The sequence below is a fragment of the Paracoccaceae bacterium Fryx2 genome, assembly GCA_032334235.1.
GTDB lineage: Bacteria > Pseudomonadota > Alphaproteobacteria > Rhodobacterales > Rhodobacteraceae > JAVSGI01.
This window is the reverse complement of record JAVSGI010000007.1, coordinates 20,969-42,152: the sequence shown is the minus strand read 5'-3', so window position 1 is coordinate 42,152 and position 21,184 is coordinate 20,969. Positions and strand designations below refer to the sequence as shown.

19 protein-coding genes are annotated in these 21,184 nt (G+C 70.0%); 6 read left to right on the top strand and 13 right to left on the bottom strand.

Translation table 11 applies throughout. From position 1 onward, the window contains the following. Positions 1–44 precede the first annotated feature (44 nt). Complete coding sequence (locus tag RNZ50_25930; protein MDT8858403.1) at positions 45–833, top strand: inositol monophosphatase family protein; 789 nt, start codon at positions 45–47, stop codon at positions 831–833. Positions 834–994: 161 nt separating this feature from the next. Here RNZ50_25930 and RNZ50_25925 read toward each other — a convergent pair whose 3' ends face one another. Then, on the bottom strand, positions 995–1,741 hold the full coding sequence (locus RNZ50_25925) for a rhomboid family intramembrane serine protease (protein MDT8858402.1): 747 nt from the start codon (positions 1,739–1,741) through the stop codon (positions 995–997). A 30-nt stretch (positions 1,742–1,771) separates the two neighbouring features. Continuing rightward, on the bottom strand, positions 1,772–5,173 hold the full coding sequence (putA, locus tag RNZ50_25920; protein MDT8858401.1) for a bifunctional proline dehydrogenase/L-glutamate gamma-semialdehyde dehydrogenase PutA: 3,402 nt from the start codon (positions 5,171–5,173) through the stop codon (positions 1,772–1,774). Positions 5,174–5,240: 67 nt separating this feature from the next. Between putA and RNZ50_25915 the strand changes: the two genes are divergently transcribed. Together RNZ50_25915 and RNZ50_25910 are read left to right on the top strand one after the other, a co-directional pair. Continuing rightward, entirely contained in the window at positions 5,241–5,741 is a 501-nt protein-coding gene (locus RNZ50_25915) for an Lrp/AsnC ligand binding domain-containing protein (GenBank protein ID MDT8858400.1), read from the top strand. Between the two features lie 59 nt (positions 5,742–5,800). Then, a complete protein-coding gene (locus RNZ50_25910) occupies positions 5,801–6,136 on the top strand; it encodes a DoxX family membrane protein (GenBank protein ID MDT8858399.1) in 336 nt (111 codons plus the stop codon). Here the strand turns inward: RNZ50_25910 and RNZ50_25905 are convergent. The 4 genes from RNZ50_25905 to RNZ50_25890 are packed head-to-tail and all read right to left on the bottom strand — an operon-like array spanning position 6,133 to position 9,994. Then, positions 6,133–6,378, bottom strand: coding sequence for a MoaD/ThiS family protein (locus RNZ50_25905; protein MDT8858398.1), 246 nt, complete (start codon positions 6,376–6,378; stop codon positions 6,133–6,135). The two genes, RNZ50_25910 and RNZ50_25905, sit on opposite strands and share 4 nt — an antisense overlap. A gap of 1 nt (position 6,379) precedes the next feature. Beyond that, positions 6,380–8,656: a xanthine dehydrogenase family protein molybdopterin-binding subunit gene (locus RNZ50_25900; protein ID MDT8858397.1), complete on the bottom strand. Its 2,277-nt coding sequence runs from the start codon at positions 8,654–8,656 to the stop codon at positions 6,380–6,382. A 1-nt stretch (position 8,657) separates the two neighbouring features. After that, a complete protein-coding gene (locus tag RNZ50_25895; GenBank protein ID MDT8858396.1) occupies positions 8,658–9,134 on the bottom strand; it encodes a (2Fe-2S)-binding protein in 477 nt (158 codons plus the stop codon). Beyond that, positions 9,131–9,994 (bottom strand): xanthine dehydrogenase family protein subunit M, encoded by an 864-nt coding sequence (locus tag RNZ50_25890; GenBank protein ID MDT8858395.1) that lies wholly within the window; start codon positions 9,992–9,994, stop codon positions 9,131–9,133. Before RNZ50_25890 ends, RNZ50_25895 begins: the two co-directional genes overlap by 4 nt. A 248-nt stretch (positions 9,995–10,242) precedes the next feature. Here RNZ50_25890 and RNZ50_25885 point away from each other — a divergent pair, with 248 nt between their 5' ends. After that, positions 10,243–11,427 carry an ABC transporter substrate-binding protein gene (locus RNZ50_25885; protein ID MDT8858394.1) on the top strand — a complete coding sequence of 395 codons (1,185 nt, stop codon included), beginning with the start codon at positions 10,243–10,245 and terminating at the stop codon, positions 11,425–11,427. Here the strand turns inward: RNZ50_25885 and RNZ50_25880 are convergent. From RNZ50_25880 to RNZ50_25850, 7 genes are all read right to left on the bottom strand, one after another. Continuing rightward, on the bottom strand, positions 11,424–11,792 hold the full coding sequence (locus RNZ50_25880; protein MDT8858393.1) for a cupin domain-containing protein: 369 nt from the start codon (positions 11,790–11,792) through the stop codon (positions 11,424–11,426). The genes RNZ50_25885 and RNZ50_25880 overlap by 4 nt on opposite strands. Positions 11,793–11,855: 63 nt before the next feature. Beyond that, a complete protein-coding gene (locus RNZ50_25875; protein MDT8858392.1) occupies positions 11,856–13,394 on the bottom strand; it encodes a GTPase in 1,539 nt (512 codons plus the stop codon). Beyond that, the gene (locus tag RNZ50_25870) at positions 13,381–15,111 is read right to left on the bottom strand and encodes a GTPase domain-containing protein (GenBank protein ID MDT8858391.1); all 1,731 of its coding nucleotides are present in this window, start codon (positions 15,109–15,111) and stop codon (positions 13,381–13,383) included. Before RNZ50_25870 ends, RNZ50_25875 begins: the two co-directional genes overlap by 14 nt. 125 nt (positions 15,112–15,236) lie before the next feature. Then, positions 15,237–15,716 (bottom strand): diheme cytochrome c, encoded by a 480-nt coding sequence (locus RNZ50_25865; GenBank protein ID MDT8858390.1) that lies wholly within the window; start codon positions 15,714–15,716, stop codon positions 15,237–15,239. 19 nt (positions 15,717–15,735) lie between these two features. Next, entirely contained in the window at positions 15,736–16,128 is a 393-nt protein-coding gene (locus tag RNZ50_25860) for a DUF1924 domain-containing protein (GenBank protein MDT8858389.1), read from the bottom strand. Then, entirely contained in the window at positions 16,125–17,258 is a 1,134-nt protein-coding gene (locus tag RNZ50_25855; protein ID MDT8858388.1) for a cytochrome b/b6 domain-containing protein, read from the bottom strand. The genes RNZ50_25860 and RNZ50_25855 overlap by 4 nt, the downstream gene beginning before the upstream one ends. A gap of 285 nt (positions 17,259–17,543) precedes the next feature. Further along, positions 17,544–18,386 (bottom strand): SDR family NAD(P)-dependent oxidoreductase, encoded by an 843-nt coding sequence (locus tag RNZ50_25850; GenBank protein ID MDT8858387.1) that lies wholly within the window; start codon positions 18,384–18,386, stop codon positions 17,544–17,546. A gap of 387 nt (positions 18,387–18,773) precedes the next feature. Between RNZ50_25850 and RNZ50_25845 the strand changes: the two genes are divergently transcribed. Continuing rightward, complete coding sequence (locus RNZ50_25845; GenBank protein MDT8858386.1) at positions 18,774–19,829, top strand: aldo/keto reductase; 1,056 nt, start codon at positions 18,774–18,776, stop codon at positions 19,827–19,829. Between the two features lie 190 nt (positions 19,830–20,019). Continuing rightward, the gene (locus tag RNZ50_25840) at positions 20,020–21,183 is read left to right on the top strand and encodes an acyl-CoA dehydrogenase family protein (GenBank protein MDT8858385.1); all 1,164 of its coding nucleotides are present in this window, start codon (positions 20,020–20,022) and stop codon (positions 21,181–21,183) included. Position 21,184: the final 1 nt, after the last annotated feature.

The window sequence follows — 21,184 nt, the reverse complement described above, 5'->3', positions numbered from 1 at the left end:
GGCCTGCGCTGGACCCGCCGGAACCGAACGTCAGGAGACCCTTCATGCAAGGCAGTGCGAACCTCAACCTGATGATCAAGGCGGCCCGCAAGGCGGGGCGTGCGCTGGTCAAGGACTTCCGCGAGGTGGAGAACCTTCAGGTCTCGACCAAGGGGCCCGGCGATTTCGTGACCAAGGCCGACCGCGAGGCGGAACGGTTGATCAAGGAAGACCTGCTGGGCGCGCGGCCGACCTACGGCTGGCTGGGCGAGGAAACCGGCGAGACGGCGGGCGTCGACCCGACCCGGCGCTGGATCGTCGACCCGCTGGACGGGACCACCAACTTCCTGCACGGCCTGCCGCACTGGGCGGTTTCGATCGCGCTGGAACACAAGGGCGAGATCGTCTCTGCCGTGGTGTTCGATGCCGCCAAGGACGAGATGTACTGGGCCGAAAAGGGTGCCGGCGCCTGGATGAACGAAAGCCGGATGCGGGTTTCGGGGCGGCGCCAGATGCACGAGGCGATCTTCGCGACCGGCGTGCCTTTCGGCGGCAAGGGCACGCTGCCCGCGACGCTGCAGGATCTGGCCCGCCTGATGCCGGTCTGCGCCGGGGTGCGGCGCTGGGGGGCGGCGGCGCTCGATCTGGCCTATGTTTCGGCCGGGCGCTACGACGGCTACTGGGAGCGCGGCATCCAGGCCTGGGACATCGCGGCGGGAATGCTGCTGGTGCGCGAGGCCGGCGGCTTCGTCTCGGCGATCCGCGAGGGCGACGACCCGTTGGAAAAGGGTGCCGTGATCTGCGCCAACGGGCCGCTGTTCGAGGGCTTCCGCAAGGTGATCCGCGGGGAGTAGGCCTTTCGGCGGCGGTGTCTGCCGGGAAGGTGGAGCCTCCGGCGGGGATATTTGAGAACAGAAGAAGGGACTTGCGGCGGAGTGCGCCTTTCGGGGGCGGTGCTGGCCGTGGTGTCGGGGCCTCCGGCGGGGATATCTGGAAAAAGAAGAAGCGAGACGGGCTATTTCCGGCGCGGGACGCGGGGGACGCCGCTCTTGGCCAGCGGGTATTGCGCGTCGGGATGCGGCGGGGCGCCGTGGGTGCGGCGCCAGAAGGCCGGGCCGCCGCGCGACAGCCAGAAGGGGATCGTCAGCATCAGACCGGCGGCAAAGCCCCCGGCGTGCGCCCAGTAGGCAACGCCGCCCCCATCTGACGGGGTGCTGAGGCCGTTGAGCAGTTGCAGGCCGAACCACAGGCCCAGCATCGCCCAGGCGGGCACCGGGAAGACCCGGAAGAAGATGATGAAGATCAGCAGGATGTCGACGCGCGCCTTCGGGAACAGCAGCAGGTAGCCGCCCATCACCCCGGCAATCGCCCCCGACGCCCCGACCATCGGCACCAGCGACGAAGGCTCCGCCGCGATCTGCAGCAGCGCGGCGGCGATGCCCGAGGCGAGGTAGAACAGCGCGAAGCGCAGGTGCCCCATGATGTCTTCGAGGTTGTCTCCGAAGATCCACAGGAACAGCATGTTGCCAATCAGGTGCATCCAGCCGCCGTGCAGGAAAATGGCGGTGAAGAATGTGGCCCAGCCCTCGCCCGCCATGATGCGGGCCGGGATCAGGCCCCGGGTTTCGAACAGCGCCCAGATCTGGTTCTCGCTTGCCGCCCCCAGCCAGTAGAGCAGGAACCAGCCGACATTCGCTGCGATCAGGGCGAAGGTCACATAGGGCGTGCGCCCCGAGGGGTTGTGGTCGCGGATCGGAAACATGGCGCAGCGTTTCCGATCCGCGGGGGCGCGTCAAGGGGCGGCCACCTCGGCCAGCAGTTGGGCATTGCCGCCCGAGGCGGTGGTGTCGATGCAGACGTGGCGTTCCAGCGCGACATGCGCCGCATCGGGCAGCCCGCCGATCAGCGGCAGGATAGGGCCGGGCCGCGCCGCCAGCGCCTGCGCAAACGGTCGGGCATCGGGGCCCCAGTGCAGCGCGCCGGAAAAGCCGGTGAGCGTGGTCAGGGCCTGCGGGTCCAGACCGGGGGCCTCCACCGCGCGGCCGCCCAGGGCGCGCACCGCCTGCGCCTGCGCCGCACTGTCGGGGCCGAGGCAGAGCAGCGGGTCGCGGGGGTAATGCGACAGGCGGTTGGATTCGCCCGTCGGGCCGGGCAGCAGGTGGCTGGCAAGGGCGGCGGGACCGGGGCGGGCAGCGGTCAGGGCGGCCTGGACCTCGGCGGCGGTTGAGCGGCCAGTGGAGGCGGTGCTTTGCGGCGCCGGGGCGGCGCAGAACCGGGCGAGGTAAGCCGGGCCGCCCGCCTTGGGGCCGGTGCCCGACAGCCCCTCGCCGCCGAAGGGCTGGCTGCCGACCACGGCGCCGATCTGGTTGCGGTTGACGTAGGTGTTGCCGACCCGGATCGCCTCGACGATGCGCTGCACCCGGTCGTCGATCCGCGTGTGCAGCCCGAAGGTCAGCCCGTAGCCGGTGGCGTTGACGGCACCGATCACCGCGTCGATGTCGGTGCTGCGGAAGGTGGCGATGTGCAGCACCGGGCCGAATATCTCGCGCGGCATCTGCGCGATGCCGCTGACGCGGATCACGGTCGGGGGGATGAAATGGCCCGGCGCCGGGGCGGGCAGTTCCTTCAGCACCCGGCCCTCGGCGCGGGCGGCCGCGATATAGGCGGCGATTTCGGCCTGCGCATCGGCGTCGATCACCGGGCCGACATCGGTGGCAAGCTGCCACGGGTCGCCCAGCGCCAGTTCATCCATCGCGCCGAACAGCATCTCCTGCAGCGGCGCGGCGATGTCTTCCTGCACGTAGAGGCAGCGCAGGGCCGAGCAGCGTTGCCCCGCCGACTGGAAGGCCGACGCGAGAATGTCGCGCACCGCCTGTTCCAGCAGGGCAGTGCTGTCGACCAGCATCGCGTTCAGCCCGCCGGTTTCGGCGATCAGCGGGGCGGCGGGGTCAAGGTGGTCGGCCATGGCGGCGCGGATCAGCCGGGCGGTTTCGGTCGAGCCGGTGAAGCAGACGCCATGGACGCGGGCATCGCGGGTCAGCGCCGCGCCGACCGTGGCGCCGTCGCCGGGCAGCAGGTGCAGCGCGCTTGCGGGCACGCCGGCGCGGTGCAGAAGGTCCACCGCAAGTGCTGCGATCAGCGGGGTCTGTTCGGCGGGTTTGGCCAGCACGGCGTTGCCCGCAGCCAGAGCGGCGGCGATCTGGCCGGTGAAGATCGCCAGCGGGAAGTTCCACGGGCTGATGCAGGCAAAGGTGCCGCGCGGCGGGGCGGTCAGGGTCTCGCCCTCTGCCGCGTAATACCGCAGGAAATCCACCGCCTCGCGCAACTCGCCCACCGCGTCGGACAGGGTTTTTCCGGCCTCGCGGGCCAGCAGGGCGAAGATGCGGCCGAAGTCGGCCTCGTAGAGGTCGGCGGCGAGGCGCAGGGTGGTGGCGCGTTCGGCCGGCGTCGCCTGCCACGGAAGGGCGGCGGCCAGTGCGGCCTCAACGTCCTCCGGCGAGGCGGGGCAAACGTGGCCGGTCAGGGAACCGTCGGCGGGGTTGCGAACCTCCTGCGCCCCGGGCCCCTGCCCGGCCGCGAAGATCGTTGCCAGATGCGGCGCGCGGGCGGCCTCGATCTCGGCCAGATCGGCGGCGGCGGTCAGGTCGAACCCGCGCGCGTTGCGGCGGCGGCCGAACAGCGCCGGGCCGGTGCGGATCGCGGGATTCGCCGTGGGGTCCAGCCGCACGATCGCGGTCGGCGGGCAGGCGGCAACGGTTTCGGGCGGCACCTCCAGGTCGACGATCTGGTTGACGAAGCTGGAGTTTGCGCCGTTTTCCAGCAGCCGCCGCACGAGGTAGGCCAGCAGGTCGCGGTGCGCGCCCACCGGCGCATAGATCCGGCAACGCGTGCCCTGGTCGGTCAGCACGATGTCATGCAGCCGCTCGCCCATGCCGTGCAGGCGCTGGAACTCGAAGGCCGTGGGGTCATCGGCCATGTCGAGGATCGCCGCAACGGTATGCGCGTTGTGCGTGGCGAACTGCGGGTAGATCCGGTCTGTCATGCCCAGAAGCTTGCGGGCATTGGCGATGTAGCTGACATCGGTCGCCTGCTTGCGGGTGAATACGGGGAAGCTTTTCAACCCCAGCACCTGCGCCCGCTTGATCTCGGAATCCCAGTAGGCGCCCTTCACCAGCCGCACCATGATCTTGCGGTCAAGCCGTGTCGCCAGCGCGTGCAGCCAGTCGATCACCGCCCCGGCCCGGCGCCCGTAGGCCTGCACCACCACGCCGAACCCGTCCCACCCGGCCAGTGCCGGGTCTTGCAGCATGGCCTCGATCACCTCCAGCGACAGGGCCAGCCGGTCGGCCTCCTCGGCGTCGATGTTGAACCCGAGGCCCGCGGCTTTCGCCAGCCCCGCCAGCGCGCGCACCCGCGGCACCAGTTCGGCCAGCACCCTGTCGCGCTTGGCGACCTCGTAGCGCGGATGCAGCGCCGACAGCTTGACCGAGATGCCGGGGTTGGCGCGGATGTCGCTGCCGGTGCAGGCGGCGGCAATCGCGGTGATGGCGCGCGAATAGGCCAGATGGTAGCGCAGCGCGTCGGCTTCGGTGCGCGCCGCCTCGCCCAGCATGTCGTAGCTGTAGGTGTAGCCCTTGGCCTCAAGCTCGGTGGCGCGCTGCATGGCGGCGGTGATGGTTTCGCCCAGCACGAACTGCTTGCCCATTTCCTTCATGGCGCGCGACACGGCGCTGCGGATCACCGGTTCGCCCAGCCGTTTCACGGCGGCACGCAGGTGGCCCGCGATGCCCGGCTCGCGCTCCTCCAGCACCCGCCCGGTCAGCAGCAGCGCCCAGGTCGAGGCGTTGACGAGGCTTGAGGCCGACTTGCCAAGGTGGCGGCCCCAGTCGGACGGGGCGATCTTGTCCTCGATCAGCGCATCCATGGTGTCGGCGTCGGGCACCCGAAGCAGCGCCTCGGCCAGACACATCAGCGCGATGCCTTCGTCGGTCGAAAGGCCGTATTCGGCCATAAACACCTCCATCAGCCCCGGCCGGGCCGAGGTGCGAATGCGGCGCACAAGGTCGGCCCCGGCGGCGCTGATGCGCGCGCGGGCGGCATCGTCGAGCCCCGTCTGCTCGACCAGCGCCGCGACCAGCGTGGCCTCGTCGGCCAGGCTTTGCGTCTCGATCACGGTCCAGGGCGAATGCGACATGGGGATGCTCCTTGATTTCGGCGATGATAGCGGCAAAATGAAAGCCGATTGTCCCGATCTTGCGGCCATGGCAGGCGGATCGGCTGATTTCAGGGGGTTTGGCGTGACGAATGACCTTGTGGCGCTGGACCGCTTCGATCACGCAATCCTGCGCGGGCTTGCGGCCGATGGCCGCATCAGCGCAACGGAACTGGCGCGCCGTGTCGGCCTTTCGAAATCGCCCGTGCAGGCGCGGATCAAGCGGCTGGAGGCGGCGGGGGTGATCACCGGCTACCGCGCCGTGCTCGACCCGATCAAGATGGGGCAATCGCATGTCGCCTTCGTCGAGGTGCGCCTGTCGGACACCCGCGAGGCCGCGTTGCAGGCGTTCAACAAAGCGGTGCTGGCGCTGCCCGAGGTGGAGCAATGCCACATGATCGCCAGCCGGTTCGACTATCTGCTGAAGGTGCGCAGCAGCGACATTCAGGATTACCGGCGGATATTGGGTGAAAAGCTGTCGGCGCTGCCGCATGTCGCCTCGACCTCGACCTATGTCGCGATGGAGGCGGTGAAGGACGGGCCGGTGTAATTGCAACTTGCGCGCCCGGAATGCGTAGGTTGGGCAATGGGGGAACGCGGGTGGACCGGATGATCAACCTGACCGGGCGGGTGCTGCTGGCCCTGCTGTTCGCGCTGGGGGCGGTGCAGAAGGGGCTGGACCCTGCGCCGGTGCAGGGCCTGCTGGCGGCGTCTGGACTGCCGGGGGTGCTGATCTGGCCTGCGGCGGTTTTCGATGCGGTGGTGGCGGTGGCGCTGGTCACCGGGCCGGGCATCCGGGTCTGGGCGCTGCTGGCAGCGGGGTATTGCGTGCTGACCAGCTGGTTCCACCTGATCCCGGCCGACCCGTGGCAGATGTCGATCTTCGTCAAGAACTGGGCGATTGCGGGCGGGCTGATGGTGCTGGCCTCGCAGCCCCGGACCTAGCCGCCCGCCATGTAGGGCATCAGCACGACCTCGCTTTCGGGTCCGATCGGGGTGAACCAGGCCTCGCGGTAGATCCGCCCATCGAGCGCCAGCGACACGCCGCGTTCGATCTGCGGTGCCAGGCCGGGATAGTCGGCGGCCAGCCGGTCCAGCAGTTCGCGGAAGGTGGCGGCCTCGACCTCGACCTGCGCCGCACCGCCGACACGCTCGCGCAGCGTGCCCCAGAGCGTGACTGTCACCATCTCAGCCCGCCTTGCCCGCCTTGCCCGCCTTGCCCGTCTCGCCCGCCTTGATCGCCGCCAGCACGCGCGGCGGCGACATCGGCAGGCGGTTCATCCGCACCCCGGTGGCGCGCGACACGGCGTTGGAAATCGCGGCCAGCGGCGGCACGATCGGCGTCTCGCCCACGCCGCGCACGCCGTAGGGGTGGCCGGGGTTGGGGATTTCGAGGATTACCGTCTCGATGAACGGCAGGTCCGAGGCGACCGGCACGCGGTAGTCAAGGAAGCCCGCATTCTGCAACCGGCCATCGGCGCCGTGGATGTATTCCTCGTTCAAAGCCCAGCCGATGCCTTGCACCGCCCCGCCCTGCATCTGCCCTTCGACATAGGACGGATGCACCGCCTTGCCCGCATCCTGAAACACCGTGTAGCGCAGCACCTTGGTTGCGCCGGTTTCGCGGTCCACCGCGACATCGACCAGATGCACCCCGAAGCTGACGCCCGCGCCATCGGCGTTGAACTCGTGATGCCCGGCAATCGGCCCGCCGGTGTTGAACGAGACGGCGGCAATCTCGGCCAGCGTCATCGGCGGGAACTGCCCGGCATTGGGGCCGGAGGGCTTGGCGCAGCCGTCTTCCCAGACCACCGCATCGGCGTCGATGCCCCAGAGCTTCGCCACCCGGCCGCACATCTTGTCGATCGCATCGCGCGCCGCCATGATGGTGGCAAGACCCACGGCAAAGGTCACGCGGCTGCCGTCGGTCACGTCATTGTGGCCCAGCGAGGCGGTGTCGGCGATGATGGTGCGGATCTTGTCGTAGGGGATGCCCAGTTCCTCGGCCGCCATCTGGCTGATCGCGGCCCTGCTGCCGCCGATGTCGGGGTTGCCCTCGGTGACGCCCACGGTGCCATCGGTGTTGATGTTCAGTGACACGCAGGTGTTGCCGCCGAAGTTGAACCAGAACCCTGCCGACAGCCCGCGCCCCTGCCCCGGTTCCAGCGGCGCGGCATAGTGCGGATGGGCCTTGGCCGCCTCCAGCGTTGCCACAAGGCCGATGTCTTCGAAGGTCGGGCCATAGGACGACCGGGTGCCCTTGCGCGCGGCGTTCAGCAGGCGCACCTCCAGCGGGTCGAGCGCAAGTTGCTGGCAGAGTTCATCCACCACGCTTTCCACCGCATAGATCGCCTGCGGCGCGCCGGGGGCGCGGTAGGCGGCCTCTTTCGGGCGGTTGGTCAGGGCGTTCCAGCCCTGCGTTCGCACCGCCGCCAGATCATAGGCGGCAAAGGCCGCCTGCGCGCCCATGTCGACCGTGCCGCAGGGGAAGGCCCCGCCGGAATAGCGCAGCCGCGCCTCGGCGGCGGTGATGCGGCCTGCGGCGGTCATGCCGATCTTCACGTCGATCGAGGAGGAGACGGTCGGGCCGGTGGCGCGGAACACCTCGTCGCGCGTCATCACGATCTTGACCGGCCGCCCGGCCTTGCGCGCCAGCGCCAGCGCCACGGGTTCGATGAACACCGTGGTCTTGCCGCCGAAGCCGCCGCCGATTTCCGAGGCGGTGACCCGCAACTGGCTGGCCTCGATGCCCAGCAGGGCGGCGCAGATGGCGCGGACGTTGAACTGCCCTTGGGTGCAGCACCACAGGTCTGCCCTTCCGTCGGCGGTCATGGTGGCAAGGCAGGCGTGCGGCTCGATGTAGCCCTGATGCGTCGCCGCCGTGGTGAAGCTGCGCTCGACAATGCGGTCGGCGGCGGCGAAGCCCGCCGCAAGGTCGCCATGGCCGAATTCGCAGGTGCTGGTGACGTTCTCCGACATGCCCGGCGGCACGTTTTCCAGACTGCGGCCCGCCTGCACCACCGGCGCATCGGGGCGCATCGCGGCATCGACATCGGTGACATGCGGCAGTTGTTCGTAGGTGACGCGGATCAGCTTCAGCGCGGCCTTCGCGATTGCGGGCGAGGTGGCGGCAACGGCGGCGACGGCATGGCCGTCATACAGCACCTTGTCGCGCGCCATGCAGTTTTCCTGAAGGTCGCGCAGCGAAAGGTCTTCCTGCACCGCGAAATCGGCGGCGGTGACCACGGCCTTGACCCCGGCCAGCGCCTCGGCGTCCGAGGTGTCGATGGCGATCACCCTTGCATGGGCGTGCGGGCTGCGCAGGATGCACCCCGTCAGCATCCCCGGTGCGGTGACATCGGCGCCGAAAAGCGCGCGGCCCGTGACCTTGTCGATGCCATCGGGGCGTGCAGGCCGGGTGCCGACCACCTTGAAGATGCGTTTGTCGTTTGAATCCAGTGCCATGTCAGGCGTTCCTCATCTGGCGGGCGGCATCCTGCACGGCGCGGATGATCTTGTCATAGCCGGTGCAGCGGCAGAGGTTGCCTGCCAGCCAATAGCGCAGTTCCGTGTCGGTCGGGTCGGGGTTGCGGTCCAGCAGGGCCTTGGCGGCGACCAGAATCCCGGGGGTGCAGATGCCGCATTGCAGGGCGGCGTGGTCGATGAAGCTTTGCTGCAACGGGTGCAGCGTGTCGCCGCTCGCCAGCCCCTCGATTGTGCCGATGCTGGCCCCCTCGGCCTCGACCCCCAGCACGAGGCAGGAACAGACCAGCCGCCCGTCCAGCGTGACGCTGCACGCGCCGCAGTCGCCGGTGCCGCAGCCCTCTTTGGCGCCGGTAAGCCCCAGCCGGTTGCGCAGCGCGTCAAGCAGGGATTCGTCGGGGGCGCAGACGAACTCCACCGGGTCGCCGTTGACGGTGGTTGCAACGTGGATGGTCTTCATGTCCGGCCTCCGGCGCGTTCGTATGCGATCAGCGTGGCCCGGCGCGCCAGCACGCCCGCCACTTCGGTGCGGAACGCGATGGTGCCGCGCTTGTCGTCGATCGGGTTGCAGGCCGCCGAACAGGCAGCGGCCAGTGCGGCAAGGGTTTCCGCGTCCGGCGTGCGGCCGATCAGGCAATCGGCCGCCGCGCCGACCAGCAGCACCGTGGGCGCCACGGCCCCCAGCGCCACCCGCGCCGCCGTCACGCGGCCCTCTGCGTCCAGCGTCAGGCTGACCGCCGCGGAGGCCACGGCAATGTCCATCTCGGTGCGCGGGATGAAGCGCAGGTAGGCATCGCCCGACCATTCGGGCCGCGCGGGCAGGAAGATCGAGGTGATGAATTCCCCCTTGCCCAGCGCCACCCGCCCCGGCCCCTGCGGCAGGTCGGCCACCGGGCAGTCGCGCGACCCACCGGGCCCCGCAATCCGTGCCATTGCCTCCGCCGCCACCAGCCCCGGCACGGCATCGGCCGCGGGCGAGCCGTTGCACAGGTTGCCTGCCATGGTGGCGCGGCCCTGCACCTGGGTCGAGCCGATCAGTTCGAACCCCTCGACCACGCCGGGCCAGAGCGCGCGCACCCCGGCATGTTCGCCCAGTTCCGCCCCCGAGACGGCAGCCCCGATGCGAAAGCCGCCAGCCTCGGGCGTGATGTCGCGCAGGCCCTTGATATGCTTTATGTCCACGATCAGGTCGGGTTCGACCATCCCCGCCTTCAACTGCACCATCACATCGGTGCCGCCCGCCAGAATCCGGGTGACACCCGGTTCTGCCGCCAGCAGGCCTGCCGCTTCTGCGGCGGTTTCGGGTTTCGCGTAGCGCATGAAGCGCCCCCTCCTGTCATTCATGGTCCGGCACTGCCGGGGTTGCGACCAAACGAAGCACAGGGGGGTGGTGCCGTCAAGCAAAGGCGCATATTCCTGTAGCGCCCGGCACGGGCGGCCAGCGCCGGAAACGCTCTGGTGAGACACGCCGTCGCGCCGGGCGCAGCCGAGGCGCTTGGGCGTTTCCATTCCGGGGCAGCGGACATAGGGTCCGAGCCAGGACTTCGGTCCAACAAAGGAGTTATACAATGAAAAAACTGCTTCTTGCCACGTCCGCGCTGGTGCTGGTCGCCGGTGCCGCCAGTGCCGAGGATATCAAGATCGGGATCATCCTGGGCTTTACCGGGCCTCTGGAATCGATCACCCCGTCGATGGCCGCCTCGGCCGAAATGGCGATCAAGGAAGTGAATGACGCGGGCACCCTGCTCGACGGCGCGACCGTGACCGCCGTGCGCGGCGACAGCACCTGCGTCGATGCCGCCGCCGCCACCGCCGCGGCCGAGCGTCTTGTGACCTCGGAAAAGGTGAACGCGATCATGGGCGCCGATTGTTCGGGCGTCACCGGCGCCGTCCTGCAGAACGTGGCGCGCCCGAACGGCGTCGCGATGATCTCGCCTTCCGCCACCTCGCCCGCGCTGTCGGATGCCGACGATGACGGCCTGTTCTTCCGCACAGCACCCTCGGATGCCCGCCAAGGCGTGGTGATGGCCGAAATGCTGAAGGATCGCGGCATCGCTTCCGTCGCGCTCACCTATACCAACAACGACTACGGCAAGGGTCTGGCCGACAGCTTCCAGGCCGCGTTCGAGGCGGCGGGTGGCAAGGTCACCATTTCGGCCGCGCATGAGGACGGCAAGGCCGACTATTCGGCCGAAGTCGGAGCGCTGGCCTCGGCGGGCGGCGACCTGCTGGTGGTTGCGGGCTATGTCGACCAGGGCGGCAAGGGCATCATCCAGGGGTCGCTGGATTCGGGCGCGTTCTCGACCTTCTTCCTGCCGGACGGGATGTATGGCGAGTCGCTGATCGCGGCGGTGGGTGACGGGCTGAACGGGTCGTTCGGCTCGGTGCCGGGCACCGACAGCGACGGTGCGGTGAAGGTGGTCGAGATGGCGGCTGCCGCCGGGTTCGACGGCACCTCGTCCTATGTCGGGGAATCCTACGATGCGGCGGCGCTGATCCTGCTGGCGATGCAGGCGGCCGGGTCTTCGGCCTCGGCCAGCTTCAAGGACAAGGTGATGGACGTGGCCAACGCCCCGGGCGAGAAGATCTATCCGGGCGAACTGGCAAAGGCGATCGAACTGCTGAAGGCCGGGACCGACATCGACTATGTCGGCGCCACCAATGTCGAGATGATCGGCAACGGCGAATCCGCGGGCAGCTTCCGCGCCTATTCGGTGACCGATGGCGCCTTCGTGACCGACGGCTTCCGTTAATCGGGAACCTGTTCCCGGCGGTGCTGCACCGCCGGGCGCAACCCATAGCGGTCGGGTTCCTCGAACACGTCGATCACCTTGGTTCCCGCCCTGATCGTGCCCCCATGCTCCACGCCGGCCGGAATGGAGTAGCTGTCGCCCGGCCCGAAGCTGCGCGTCACCCCGCCGATGGTCAGGGTGATCTGGCCGCAGAGCACCGTGCCCCATTGCGCCTTGTGCGCGTGCGGCGGCAACTCGAAATCCTGCACGAAGTCGAAGAACACCACGAGCCCCGCGTCGGACCGGATCGCGTGGCTGCGCACGACCTCGGGCGGGAAGGGCACGTCAAGCCCCGGAAACGCCGTGATGAAATCGGGAAGGTCCATGTGCTGCCCCTTTGCTGACCGGCGTGCAGGATAGGCAGGCGCGGCAGGGGCCGCAAGCGGGCCTCAGGAAATGCGCTTGCGCAGCCGTGTCGCGACCTGCGCGATCAGGCTGCCCGCCCCGGTCGCGGCGCGGGCCACATTGTCGCGCAGGCCCGTGCCGGTGCTGCGCCCCTCGACCCGGCGGCGGTTGCGCTGGGTCATCAGCGACTCGCCGATCTGCGCGCCCAGCGCGTTCGCCACCGTCTCTACGTTCCAGTCGGGGTCTTCGCCCCGCACGGGAATCGGCGGCGGCGTGCCCAGGTCGGCGGCAATGGCGCGCATCGCGGCACCGACGCGCTGCTGTTCGTCCGGGGGCAGCACGCCCTCGGCGTAGGGCCAGCCGGGCAACAGCAGGTCGGCCCCGGTCGCCACCAGCACCAAGGGCGGCTTGCGCCGTTCGGGATGGGAGGCAAACCACGCCTCGAACGCCTGCATCAGCGCGACATCGGGCGCGCGCGCCGGGCGATTGGCACGCACCGCCCACAGGATAAGGTCGCTTTGCGCCATCTCGGCGCTGATCCGGTCACGGACTGCGGACGAACCGTCCAGCCCCATGGTGTCGAGCAGCCGGCACGGAATCCCGTCGATGTCGATCTCATGGGCCGCAAGTGCTGCGGTGGTCGGCCCCATGTCGGTCTCGGCCCGGCTTTCGCCCAGAAGCGCGTTGGTCAGCGTCGATTTCCCGGCGCTGATCTGGCCCACCACCAGAATCCGCACCGGCTCATCGGGTTGGGCCAGCCGCTGCCGGTCGGCGATTTCCGATCCGAGGCGGATCTGCAACAGTTCGGCATCGGAAAACTTCATCCGCCCCGAGTAGAGATCGACCGCCGCAAAGGCGACCTCCTCCAGCAGGATGCACTGGGTGTCGCGCATGAACTCACGCGACAGGGTGTCGGAAAAGCCCGACTGCACGGTGCGCCCGACCTCCTGCATGATGGCGGCGGGCGGGTTGGCGACAAGGCGGAAGGCGCGGTAGGCCAGACCCGCCACGCCCACGGCCGCCTCGGCCTTGCCCTTGTGGCGCCACATCCACCACGCGGTCGCGATCGAGACCTGATCGGAAAACGGCACGTTGGCGCGCAGGAAGTCGCGGTAGCGCGAGGCGACGCGGTCGATCAGCAACAGCGCCTCGGGCACGGTGAAATCGAGCGCCGAGCGTTTGCCGCCCGACAGGCCCGACGCCACCTGCCCCACCACGTCGAGCGCCGCCCCGGGCATGGTTTCCCACGGGATCGGCGCGCTGATGCGGGCGGCGATGGCCTGACAGGCCGCGTCATAGGCCCGCCGCTCGCGCTCGGTCCAGCCGGGGTCGCCGGGAACCGAGGCTGGCGACCCGCCCGCCGGTTCGGCGGCGGCCTGCCTGCGCCGCAGCACGGCGCGAACGGCCCAGACCAGCAGCGACAGCCCCGCCATCACGGCCACGAAAGCCAGCAGGTAGCCGCGCTCGCCCAGCCACAGGAAGCCCAGAACCGAGGTCACCCCGACCGGCAGCGCGATCAGCGCCACGACCCCCAGCCGGTCCCAGCGCAGCACGACCCGCCGCAGGGCATCACGGACGCGCATGGACGGCCCTCTTCAGTGCATCGGTGTAATGCGCGCGCAGGGTTTCCACGTCGAGCGGGTCGCCGCGCCGGTCATGGTGCAGCCAGGCGGCGGCGGCGCGGCCCAGCGCCAGCGTGGTGGCAAAGCTGAGCGTGGCGGCCGAAGCCGCCCCCACCGTCTGGCCATAGACCGGGATCAGCTTGACCACCTGCCGCAGCCCCAGCCCCGCCCCCAGCCGCAGCAGCAGCGCCGAGCCCAGCGCCGCGGCAAAGGCGGTGGCGCGCGGCCGCGTCCACTCGACCCCGTAGCGCCCGGCCAGCGCGTTCAGCATCGCGGCCTGCAACCCCGGCACCGTCACCAGACCGACCACGGGGGCCGCGTCGCTGGCCCCGGCGGCACCGGCATACCAGAACACCAGCGCCTTGTGGCGCGCGAAGTCGCGGGCCTCGGCATCGGGGGCGGCGTCGCGCATCAGGAACAGCGCCGCCTCGGGCAGAAAGGCCGACAGCGCCGCGATCAGGTCATCGGCGGCAGTCGCCTTGTGCAGCGCCGCGTCCGGCAGGGCAAGCTCCAGCGATGGCAGGGTGCCGCCCGCCGCCGATTCCAGCAGCGATTGCGTGTGGCGCCGGGCACGGGCGCGCTGTTCGGGGTCGGGCACCAGATCGGCGCCGGTGTGCAGCACCAGCACCGGAATCCCGGGGCTGGTGCGGCGGACCTTGGCCAGAACCTCGATCACCTCGCCCTGCACCGGATCATCCAGCCGCACCACGGCCAGCACCGCATGGCTGCCGCGTTCGCACACCGCCAGATCCTCGGCCGGGTCATACCCCGCCTCGCCCAGACCGCGCGTGTCAAGGAAGCGCAGCACCGGCTGGTCGGCGGGGTGGTCGAAGGCCTGCGATGTCCGGGTGCAGGGGGCAAAGCCCGTGCCGATCTCGGCACCATCCAGCCCGGTCAGCAGCCGGATCACCGAGGATTTGCCGGCCCCGGTCTTGCCCAGCAGCCACAGCACCGGAACCGGCGGCGCCACCGCTTCGGGCGGAAGGTCCGGCCGGTCGTGACCTGCCCAGGCCAGCACCCGGTCGGCGTCGCCGCGCCCGAAACGCCGTCCGATCCAGCCGGATGCCCGGCCGGGGGCGGCAGCGAGGGCCGCCAGCACCCCCCGCCGCGCGGGCCGCCAGCCCGCCTCGAGCCGGGCGATCAGCGCCGCCGCATCGGGATGCATCCTTCCGCCGGTCCGGCCAAGGGTCCGCAGCAGGGCGGGCAGATCGGCGGTGGGGTCACCGCCCGGCAGGTCGCGCTGAAGCGCAAGCAGGGCTGCGGCCAGATCGTCGGGGTCCGCCCCCGCGCATCCGGCCTCCAGCACCGGCAAGGCGCGGTCAAGCCAGAGCGGATCGAGGCCCCACCGGGTCGCGAAATGATGCTTCAGCACGCCCCGCGCCCGGTCATCGACTCCGCCGCCCGACGCCGCCGCCGCCACAAGCACCGAAGGCGCGCCCAGCAGGTCGAACAGGCCCGCGGCCAGCCGGTCGGCGGGCGTTGCCAGGAACGCCGGGGGTTCGGCCGCGCCGCCCGACAGCCGCAGCACGCCGGGGCGTGGCACGCCCGCCACCCGCGCCGCAGCCCCGGCCACGTCGGCCCCGGCCAGCGCCAGCCTGCGGGCCAGCCGCTGCGGATCGGCCACGACCCGCCTGAGACCGGCAAGGCCCGCCGCCTGCTGTAGCGCGCTGCCAGTCACCCGTCAGCCCCCGGACCTGCTGTCATCCCGCCCCCATCCGCGCATCGCCGCCTGCTTGCAGGCAGCAACGACTGTCGCACGGCGCGACCGGCATCTCCATGCCAATCTTGCCGGCGGACATGCGGTCAGTCGTCCTCATACGATCCGCGCTCTGCCCCGCGATGGCAGGCGACGCAATTGGCCATCGATTTCGCCTTCGCAAGCATCCCTGGCGACACCTCGCGGTCATGTTCGCGCTTGAACCACGGCAGTTCGGTAATGCGCAGCGGCACGTCGGTGTCGGCCACATTGCGCAGCAGGCCGTTCGGGCGCCCGCCCGCGTCGCCGGCATTGGCGACAAGATAGGCCTCGATGTCGGCGCGCGTCGCCGGGTCAAGCTGGGCATTCTCGCCGAAATGGTCCTCAAGCCCGCCCATCATGGCTTTCCACGACCGGGCGGGCAGGAAGAAGGGCGCGAAGGCCATGTGGCAGGCGCTGCATTCGGTCTGGGTGGCGGCATGGGAAACGGCTGCCACCCGTTCGCCGTCATCATCGGCAAGCGCGGGCAGCGTCGGGGCCAGGGTCGAGGCCAGAAAGGCAAGGCTCAGGGCGATGGGTCTGATCATGGGATGCTCCGTTGAATGCTCACAGGGTGGCAAGCCAGGCGATGACATCGGCCTTTTCGGACGGGGTGCAGGCGCGGCCCAGAACCGAATCGCAGTTGCGGCCCAGCCACTTTTCGACAAAGGCCTGATCGGTCAGCCGGGCGGGGTTGGCCGAAGGCGCCAGCGGCTCGATCGTCTTGCCGGTGCGGGCCTGCCCCATCGCGCGCGGGTCGGCGGTGTGGCAGGTGGTGCACGACGGCGTGTCGGGCTTGCCGCCGGTCTGGTTGGCCAGAAACATCGCCTTGCCCCGGGCGGCATCGGCCGGGGCGCCGGCCTCGGCGCTGTAGCGGGCGATCAGGTCGGCGGGCGTGGTGTCGGCGGCCAGCACCGGCAGGGCGAAGATCAGGGCGGGAAGGATCAGCAGGCGTTTCATTTCAGGGTCTCCTCGGGAAGCGAAAGGGCAAAGGGGCTGAACAGGCCGCGGGCGGCATCGGCATGGCAGGCGGCGCAGTTCGACCGGCCACCGACCGCGCGCCCGGCGAACACGGCATCGGGGATGCCCGCGTGCCGGTGTTTCCAGAACCGGGCTTCGGTCAGCGTGAAGGGGGCGTCGGGGCCGCCGCCCGACAGCAGATGCGCGGCCTTGGTATCGGCGGTTTCGGCGGCATGTGCGGCCAGCCAGGCGGTGATCTGCGCCGTGGTGGCGGCATCGAGGCTGGCATTCTCGCCGAAATGATCGGCAAGCGCGGCCATCATCGCGGTCCAGGAAGCGGCGGTCAGCAGGCTGGGGTGATAGGCCATGTGGCAGGCGGCGCATTCGGCCTGATAGACCGGGTCGAGCACCGCGACCGGCAGGCCGGGCACCGCCCGCGCCGACAGCCCCGCGTTGGCCGCATACAGCCCGCAGCCCAGCGCGCCGACCAGGATCAGCGCCACCAGGCCATGCCCGGGTCTGGCGCGGGCGGCATGGTCGCCGGGGCGGGCGGGCTTGAGCCCGTCCAGCATCGCGCGGGCAAGGTTTTCGCGGCTGCGTCGGCTTTCGAAGGCGACGCCCGCCAGATGCAGCCCGACCAGCACCAGATGGCCGATCGCCAGCGGTTCATGCACCGCCCCCAGCAACGCCCCCGCGCCATAGGAAAGCCCGGCCAGCGGCCCCGACTTCAGCGTGCCGCCCAGCAGCGCCAGCCCGCTGAGGCCCAGCACCGGCACCGCGGCCAGCACCGCCAGCACCATCAGCGCCCCCAGCGGATTGTGACCGAGGTGACGGGCCTGCGCCCCGCCGCGCAGATGCGCCACGACTTCGGCGCGGCGCGGCACGAAATCGGCAAAGCGGGCATGGGTGGTGCCAAGAAAGCCCCAGACGATCCGCGCCAGCACCAGCGCCGCCGCAGCCACCCCGCTCGCGATGTGCAGCCGCAACCACAGCGCACCGCCCAGAAAGCCGGTGGCCGCGGCGGCGGCGATGGCCGGCACGAGCGTCCAGTGGAACAGGCGCACCCAGACATCCCAGACCATGACGGTCGGGGCCGGGGCAGCGGCGGCGGGATCCGGGGCTGGTGTCATGGGCGGCCTCTCACGGCCCACATCTGGCGGACCGGTGAAGGGCAACCTGCAAGCCCGACCTGACGCCTGCCTGAACGCGCGGCGGCGGGTCTCGGGGTCGGCAGGGTGTCAGGGGCGGCTCAAGCCGCTGTCGCGGGGCAGTCGGGGCCGGTCAGCCTGGCCGCGCCCGCGACCGGCGCCGGTCCCGGGCGTCGGTCACGGGCGCGAGCCCGCGGCCGACAATCCACGGGCGCCAGTCCCAGGTCGCCACTCCCGAAGCGCCGGTCACCGGGTGGCCGGTCCCGGTCAGGCTTTCAGCCAGTCCGCGAAGGCATCGCCATAGTCGGGGTGCCAGCGCGACAGCGGCGGGCGGTTCTCGACGATGTCGCCCGCGGCCCAGAGGATGCGCCGCTCGTCGGTCTGCCGGTCAACCTCGTTGTCGGGGCACAGGATGTAGAAGTGGCCGCGCCCCACCTGCTCGAACAGGAACTCGACAGTGTCCTCGGCCGTCCAGGCGGCGTCGGGCTTTTCGATCCGGCCCCTGGCGGTCAGGGGCGTGAAGACGAAGCCGGGAATGAACAGCCGCGCATCGACGGCGCATCCCGGTGTGGTGCGCAGGGCGTGCTGCAGCGCCTCGGTATACACCTTCACCCCGGCTTTCGACAGGTTGTAGGCCGGATCGCCCGGCGGCGTGGTGATGCCCTGCTTCGAGCCGGTGTTGATGATCAATCCGGGCTGTCCCGACGCCATCATGCGGGGCGCGAAGGTCTGGCACCCGCGGATCACCCCCAGCATGTTCACGGCCAGGATGCGGTCCCAGTTGCCCTCCTCGTTGAAGATCGAACTGCCGGGCTGCATTCCGGCGTTGTTCATCAGCACGTTCACGACGCCGAACTGTTCCGCGACATGGACCGCCAGCGCCTCGATCTGCGCCTTGTCGCCAACATCGGTGGGGCAGGTGATCACATGGGAGGCCTGGGTGCCGTCGGCCATCAGGACGGCGCGCGCGGCTTCCAGCCGGTCGGTGCCCAGATCGGCGAGGCAGACCTTCAGCCCGCGCCGCGCGAGGTGGCGCGCCGCAGCAAGGCCGATCCCCGAGGCCGCCCCGGTGACAACGGCGTTGCCGCCTTTGGTAAGTGCTGCATGCATGGAACTTGTCCTTTCAGAACGGGGTGGCACGGTCGGGCGGTGACGCCGATCGGCCGGGCCGCATGATGATCTGAAACTGCGGCAGTTCGCTGCCGATTGCCATAGCTGTTGCGACCCCGGGATTGCGGGTTCGACGGTTTCGCCGCGGCATTCGGCAGGCGGGCACACGCCCCTTCACGCGGGATCGCGGCGGGGTGATCGCGGGCGCCCTGCCCCGCCCGGCACCGCAGCGCGATTCCGGCCGGGCTCGCCCCGCGAAGAACTGGCCGCGCCCGGCGCAATCGGGCATGATGCCCCGGGATGGAGGCTGGCGGGAGGGGCGGCGTTGTCGGCACCCGAAGCCTGCGCCGCTGCCTTGCGGAACAGACAACGGGAGAGATCGGTTTCATGGAATACAGAACGCTCGGCCGCTCGGGTCTCAAGGTCTCGGTGCTGACGATGGGCACCTTCACCTTCGGCGGGGCCGGCCCCTTCGCCATGGTCGGCGCGCAGGGCGTGCCAGAGGCGCGGCGGCTCGTCGATCTGTGCATCGACCACGGGGTGAACCTTTTCGACACCGCCAACATGTATTCCTCCGGCCTGTCGGAGGAAATCCTGGGCGAGGTGCTTGAGGGGCGGCGCGACGACGTGCTGGTCACATCCAAGGCACGGATGCGGGTCGGCACCGGCCCGAACGACGAAGGCACCTCGCGCCACCACCTGATCCGCGAATGCGAACGCAGCCTGAAACGGCTGCGCACCGACCATATCGACATCTACTACATGCACGAATGGGACGGCACGACCCCGGTCGAGGAAAAGCTGGCGGCACTGGATACGCTGGTGAGCCAGGGCAAGGTGCGCTACATCGGCTGTTCCAACTATTCCGGCTGGCATGTGATGAAATCGCTGGCCGTCAGCGACCGCGACCGGCGCCCGCGTTTCGTGACGCAGCAGATCCATTACACGCTGGAAGCGCGCGAGGCGGAATACGAACTGCTGCCGATTTCGGTGGACCAGGGGCTTGGCGTGCTGGTGTGGAGCCCGCTGGCCGCCGGGCTGCTGACCGGCAAGCACCGGCGCGGCCAGCCCGCCCCCGAAGGCTCGCGCCAGTTCGCGGGCTGGACGGAACCGCCGATCCGCGACGCGGAAAAGCTGTGGAACATCGTCGATGTGCTGGTGGACATCGGCGGCGCGCGCGGCGTGTCGGCGGCGCAGATCGCGCTGGCCTGGCTGCTGGAACGGCCCGGCATCACCTCGCTGGTGGTCGGCGGGCGCAACGAGGCGCAGTTTCTCGACAACTTCGCCGCCGTCGGGCTGGCACTGACCGTCGAGGAGCGCAGGCGGCTGACCGAGGTCAGCACGATCCCGCTGATCTACCCCTACTGGCACCAGAAGACCTTCGCTGCGCTCCGGTTCAGCGCGGCCGATCTGGCCCTGCACCGCGATTTCGCGGACGGCTGACCCCGGCCGGGCCGGGGCTGCGCTGTCGGCGGGGCTTGCCATCCGGCCCTTTCCCGTGCCCGATAGGCCCGGGAACGGGGGTAAAATGACGCAACGGAAATCGCGGCGCGGGCTTCGCACCGCAGCCGCGACAGCGCAGGATGGCGCTGCGCGGGCGAGGCATCGAACGGAACCTGGGAGGGGGAACACTATGTTCAACGCGACAATGAACTTCGGTCTGGGCGAGGACGTGGACGCGCTGCGCGACACGGTTCACGCCTGGGCGCAGGACCGCGTGAAACCGATGGCGGCCGAGGTGGACCGCAGCAACGAGTTTCCGGCCGGGCTGTGGCGCGAGATGGGAGACCTCGGGCTGCTGGGCATCACCGTGCCCGAAGACCTTGGCGGGGCGGGGATGGGGTATCTGGCGCATGTCGTCGCGGTGGAGGAGATTGCGCGGGCCAGCGCCAGCGTCTCGCTGTCTTACGGCGCGCATTCCAACCTTTGCGTCAACCAGATCAACCGCAACGGCACGCCCGAGCAGAAGGCGAAGTTCCTGCCCAAGCTGATTACGGGCGAACATGTCGGCGCGCTGGCCATGTCGGAGGCCGGGGCGGGATCGGACGTGGTGGGGATGAAGCTGCGCGCCGACCGGCAGAACGGCTATTACAAGCTGAACGGCACCAAGTTCTGGATCACCAACGGCGCCGAGGCGGAAACGCTGGTGGTCTATGCCAAGACCGACCCGGCCGCCGGGGCGCGCGGCATCACCGCCTTTCTGGTGGAAAAGTCGATGAAGGGCTTCAGCCAGAGCGCGCATTTCGACAAGCTGGGGATGCGCGGATCGAACACGGCGGAACTGATCTTCGAGGATGTCGAGGTGCCGTTCGAGAACGTGCTGGGCGAGGAAGGCCGGGGCGTGCGGGTGCTGATGTCGGGGCTGGATTACGAACGGGTCGTGCTGTCGGGCATCGGGGCCGGGATCATGGCGGCCTGTCTGGACGAGATCATGCCCTACCTCGCGCAGCGCAAGCAGTTCGGCCAGCGGATCGGGGATTTCCAGCTGATGCAGGGCAAGATTGCCGACATCTACACCAAGCTCAATTCCACCCGCGCCTATGTCTATGCCGTGGCCGCCGCCTGCGACCGCGGGCAGGTGACGCGGCAGGACGCTGCCGCCTGCGTGCTGTATGCCAGCGAGGAGGCGATGGTGGTGGCGCATCAGGCGGTGCAGGCGATGGGCGGCACCGGGTTCATGACCCAGTCGCCGGTCAGCCGGATCTTCCGCGATGCCAAGCTGATGGAGATCGGGGCCGGCACGTCCGAGATTCGCCGGATGCTGATCGGGCGCGAGATGATGGGGGCAGTGTCCTGAC

Excerpts from the sequence above, each read along its gene's own strand:
- RNZ50_25930 (MDT8858403.1), top strand. The coding sequence starts at position 45 with ATGCAAGGCAGTGCGAACCTCAACCTGATGATCAAGGCGGCCCGCAAG.
- RNZ50_25925 (MDT8858402.1), bottom strand. The coding sequence starts at position 1,741 with ATGTTTCCGATCCGCGACCACAACCCCTCGGGGCGCACGCCCTATGTG.
- putA (MDT8858401.1), bottom strand. The coding sequence starts at position 5,173 with ATGTCGCATTCGCCCTGGACCGTGATCGAGACGCAAAGCCTGGCCGAC.
- RNZ50_25915 (MDT8858400.1), top strand. The coding sequence starts at position 5,241 with ATGGCAGGCGGATCGGCTGATTTCAGGGGGTTTGGCGTGACGAATGAC.
- RNZ50_25910 (MDT8858399.1), top strand. The coding sequence starts at position 5,801 with ATGATCAACCTGACCGGGCGGGTGCTGCTGGCCCTGCTGTTCGCGCTG.
- RNZ50_25905 (MDT8858398.1), bottom strand. The coding sequence starts at position 6,378 with ATGGTGACAGTCACGCTCTGGGGCACGCTGCGCGAGCGTGTCGGCGGT.
- RNZ50_25900 (MDT8858397.1), bottom strand. The coding sequence starts at position 8,656 with ATGGCACTGGATTCAAACGACAAACGCATCTTCAAGGTGGTCGGCACC.
- RNZ50_25895 (MDT8858396.1), bottom strand. The coding sequence starts at position 9,134 with ATGAAGACCATCCACGTTGCAACCACCGTCAACGGCGACCCGGTGGAG.
- RNZ50_25890 (MDT8858395.1), bottom strand. The coding sequence starts at position 9,994 with ATGCGCTACGCGAAACCCGAAACCGCCGCAGAAGCGGCAGGCCTGCTG.
- RNZ50_25885 (MDT8858394.1), top strand. The coding sequence starts at position 10,243 with ATGAAAAAACTGCTTCTTGCCACGTCCGCGCTGGTGCTGGTCGCCGGT.
- RNZ50_25880 (MDT8858393.1), bottom strand. The coding sequence starts at position 11,792 with ATGGACCTTCCCGATTTCATCACGGCGTTTCCGGGGCTTGACGTGCCC.
- RNZ50_25875 (MDT8858392.1), bottom strand. The coding sequence starts at position 13,394 with ATGCGCGTCCGTGATGCCCTGCGGCGGGTCGTGCTGCGCTGGGACCGG.
- RNZ50_25865 (MDT8858390.1), bottom strand. The coding sequence starts at position 15,716 with ATGATCAGACCCATCGCCCTGAGCCTTGCCTTTCTGGCCTCGACCCTG.
- RNZ50_25860 (MDT8858389.1), bottom strand. The coding sequence starts at position 16,128 with ATGAAACGCCTGCTGATCCTTCCCGCCCTGATCTTCGCCCTGCCGGTG.
- RNZ50_25855 (MDT8858388.1), bottom strand. The coding sequence starts at position 17,258 with ATGACACCAGCCCCGGATCCCGCCGCCGCTGCCCCGGCCCCGACCGTC.
- RNZ50_25850 (MDT8858387.1), bottom strand. The coding sequence starts at position 18,386 with ATGCATGCAGCACTTACCAAAGGCGGCAACGCCGTTGTCACCGGGGCG.
- RNZ50_25845 (MDT8858386.1), top strand. The coding sequence starts at position 18,774 with ATGGAATACAGAACGCTCGGCCGCTCGGGTCTCAAGGTCTCGGTGCTG.
- RNZ50_25840 (MDT8858385.1), top strand. The coding sequence starts at position 20,020 with ATGTTCAACGCGACAATGAACTTCGGTCTGGGCGAGGACGTGGACGCG.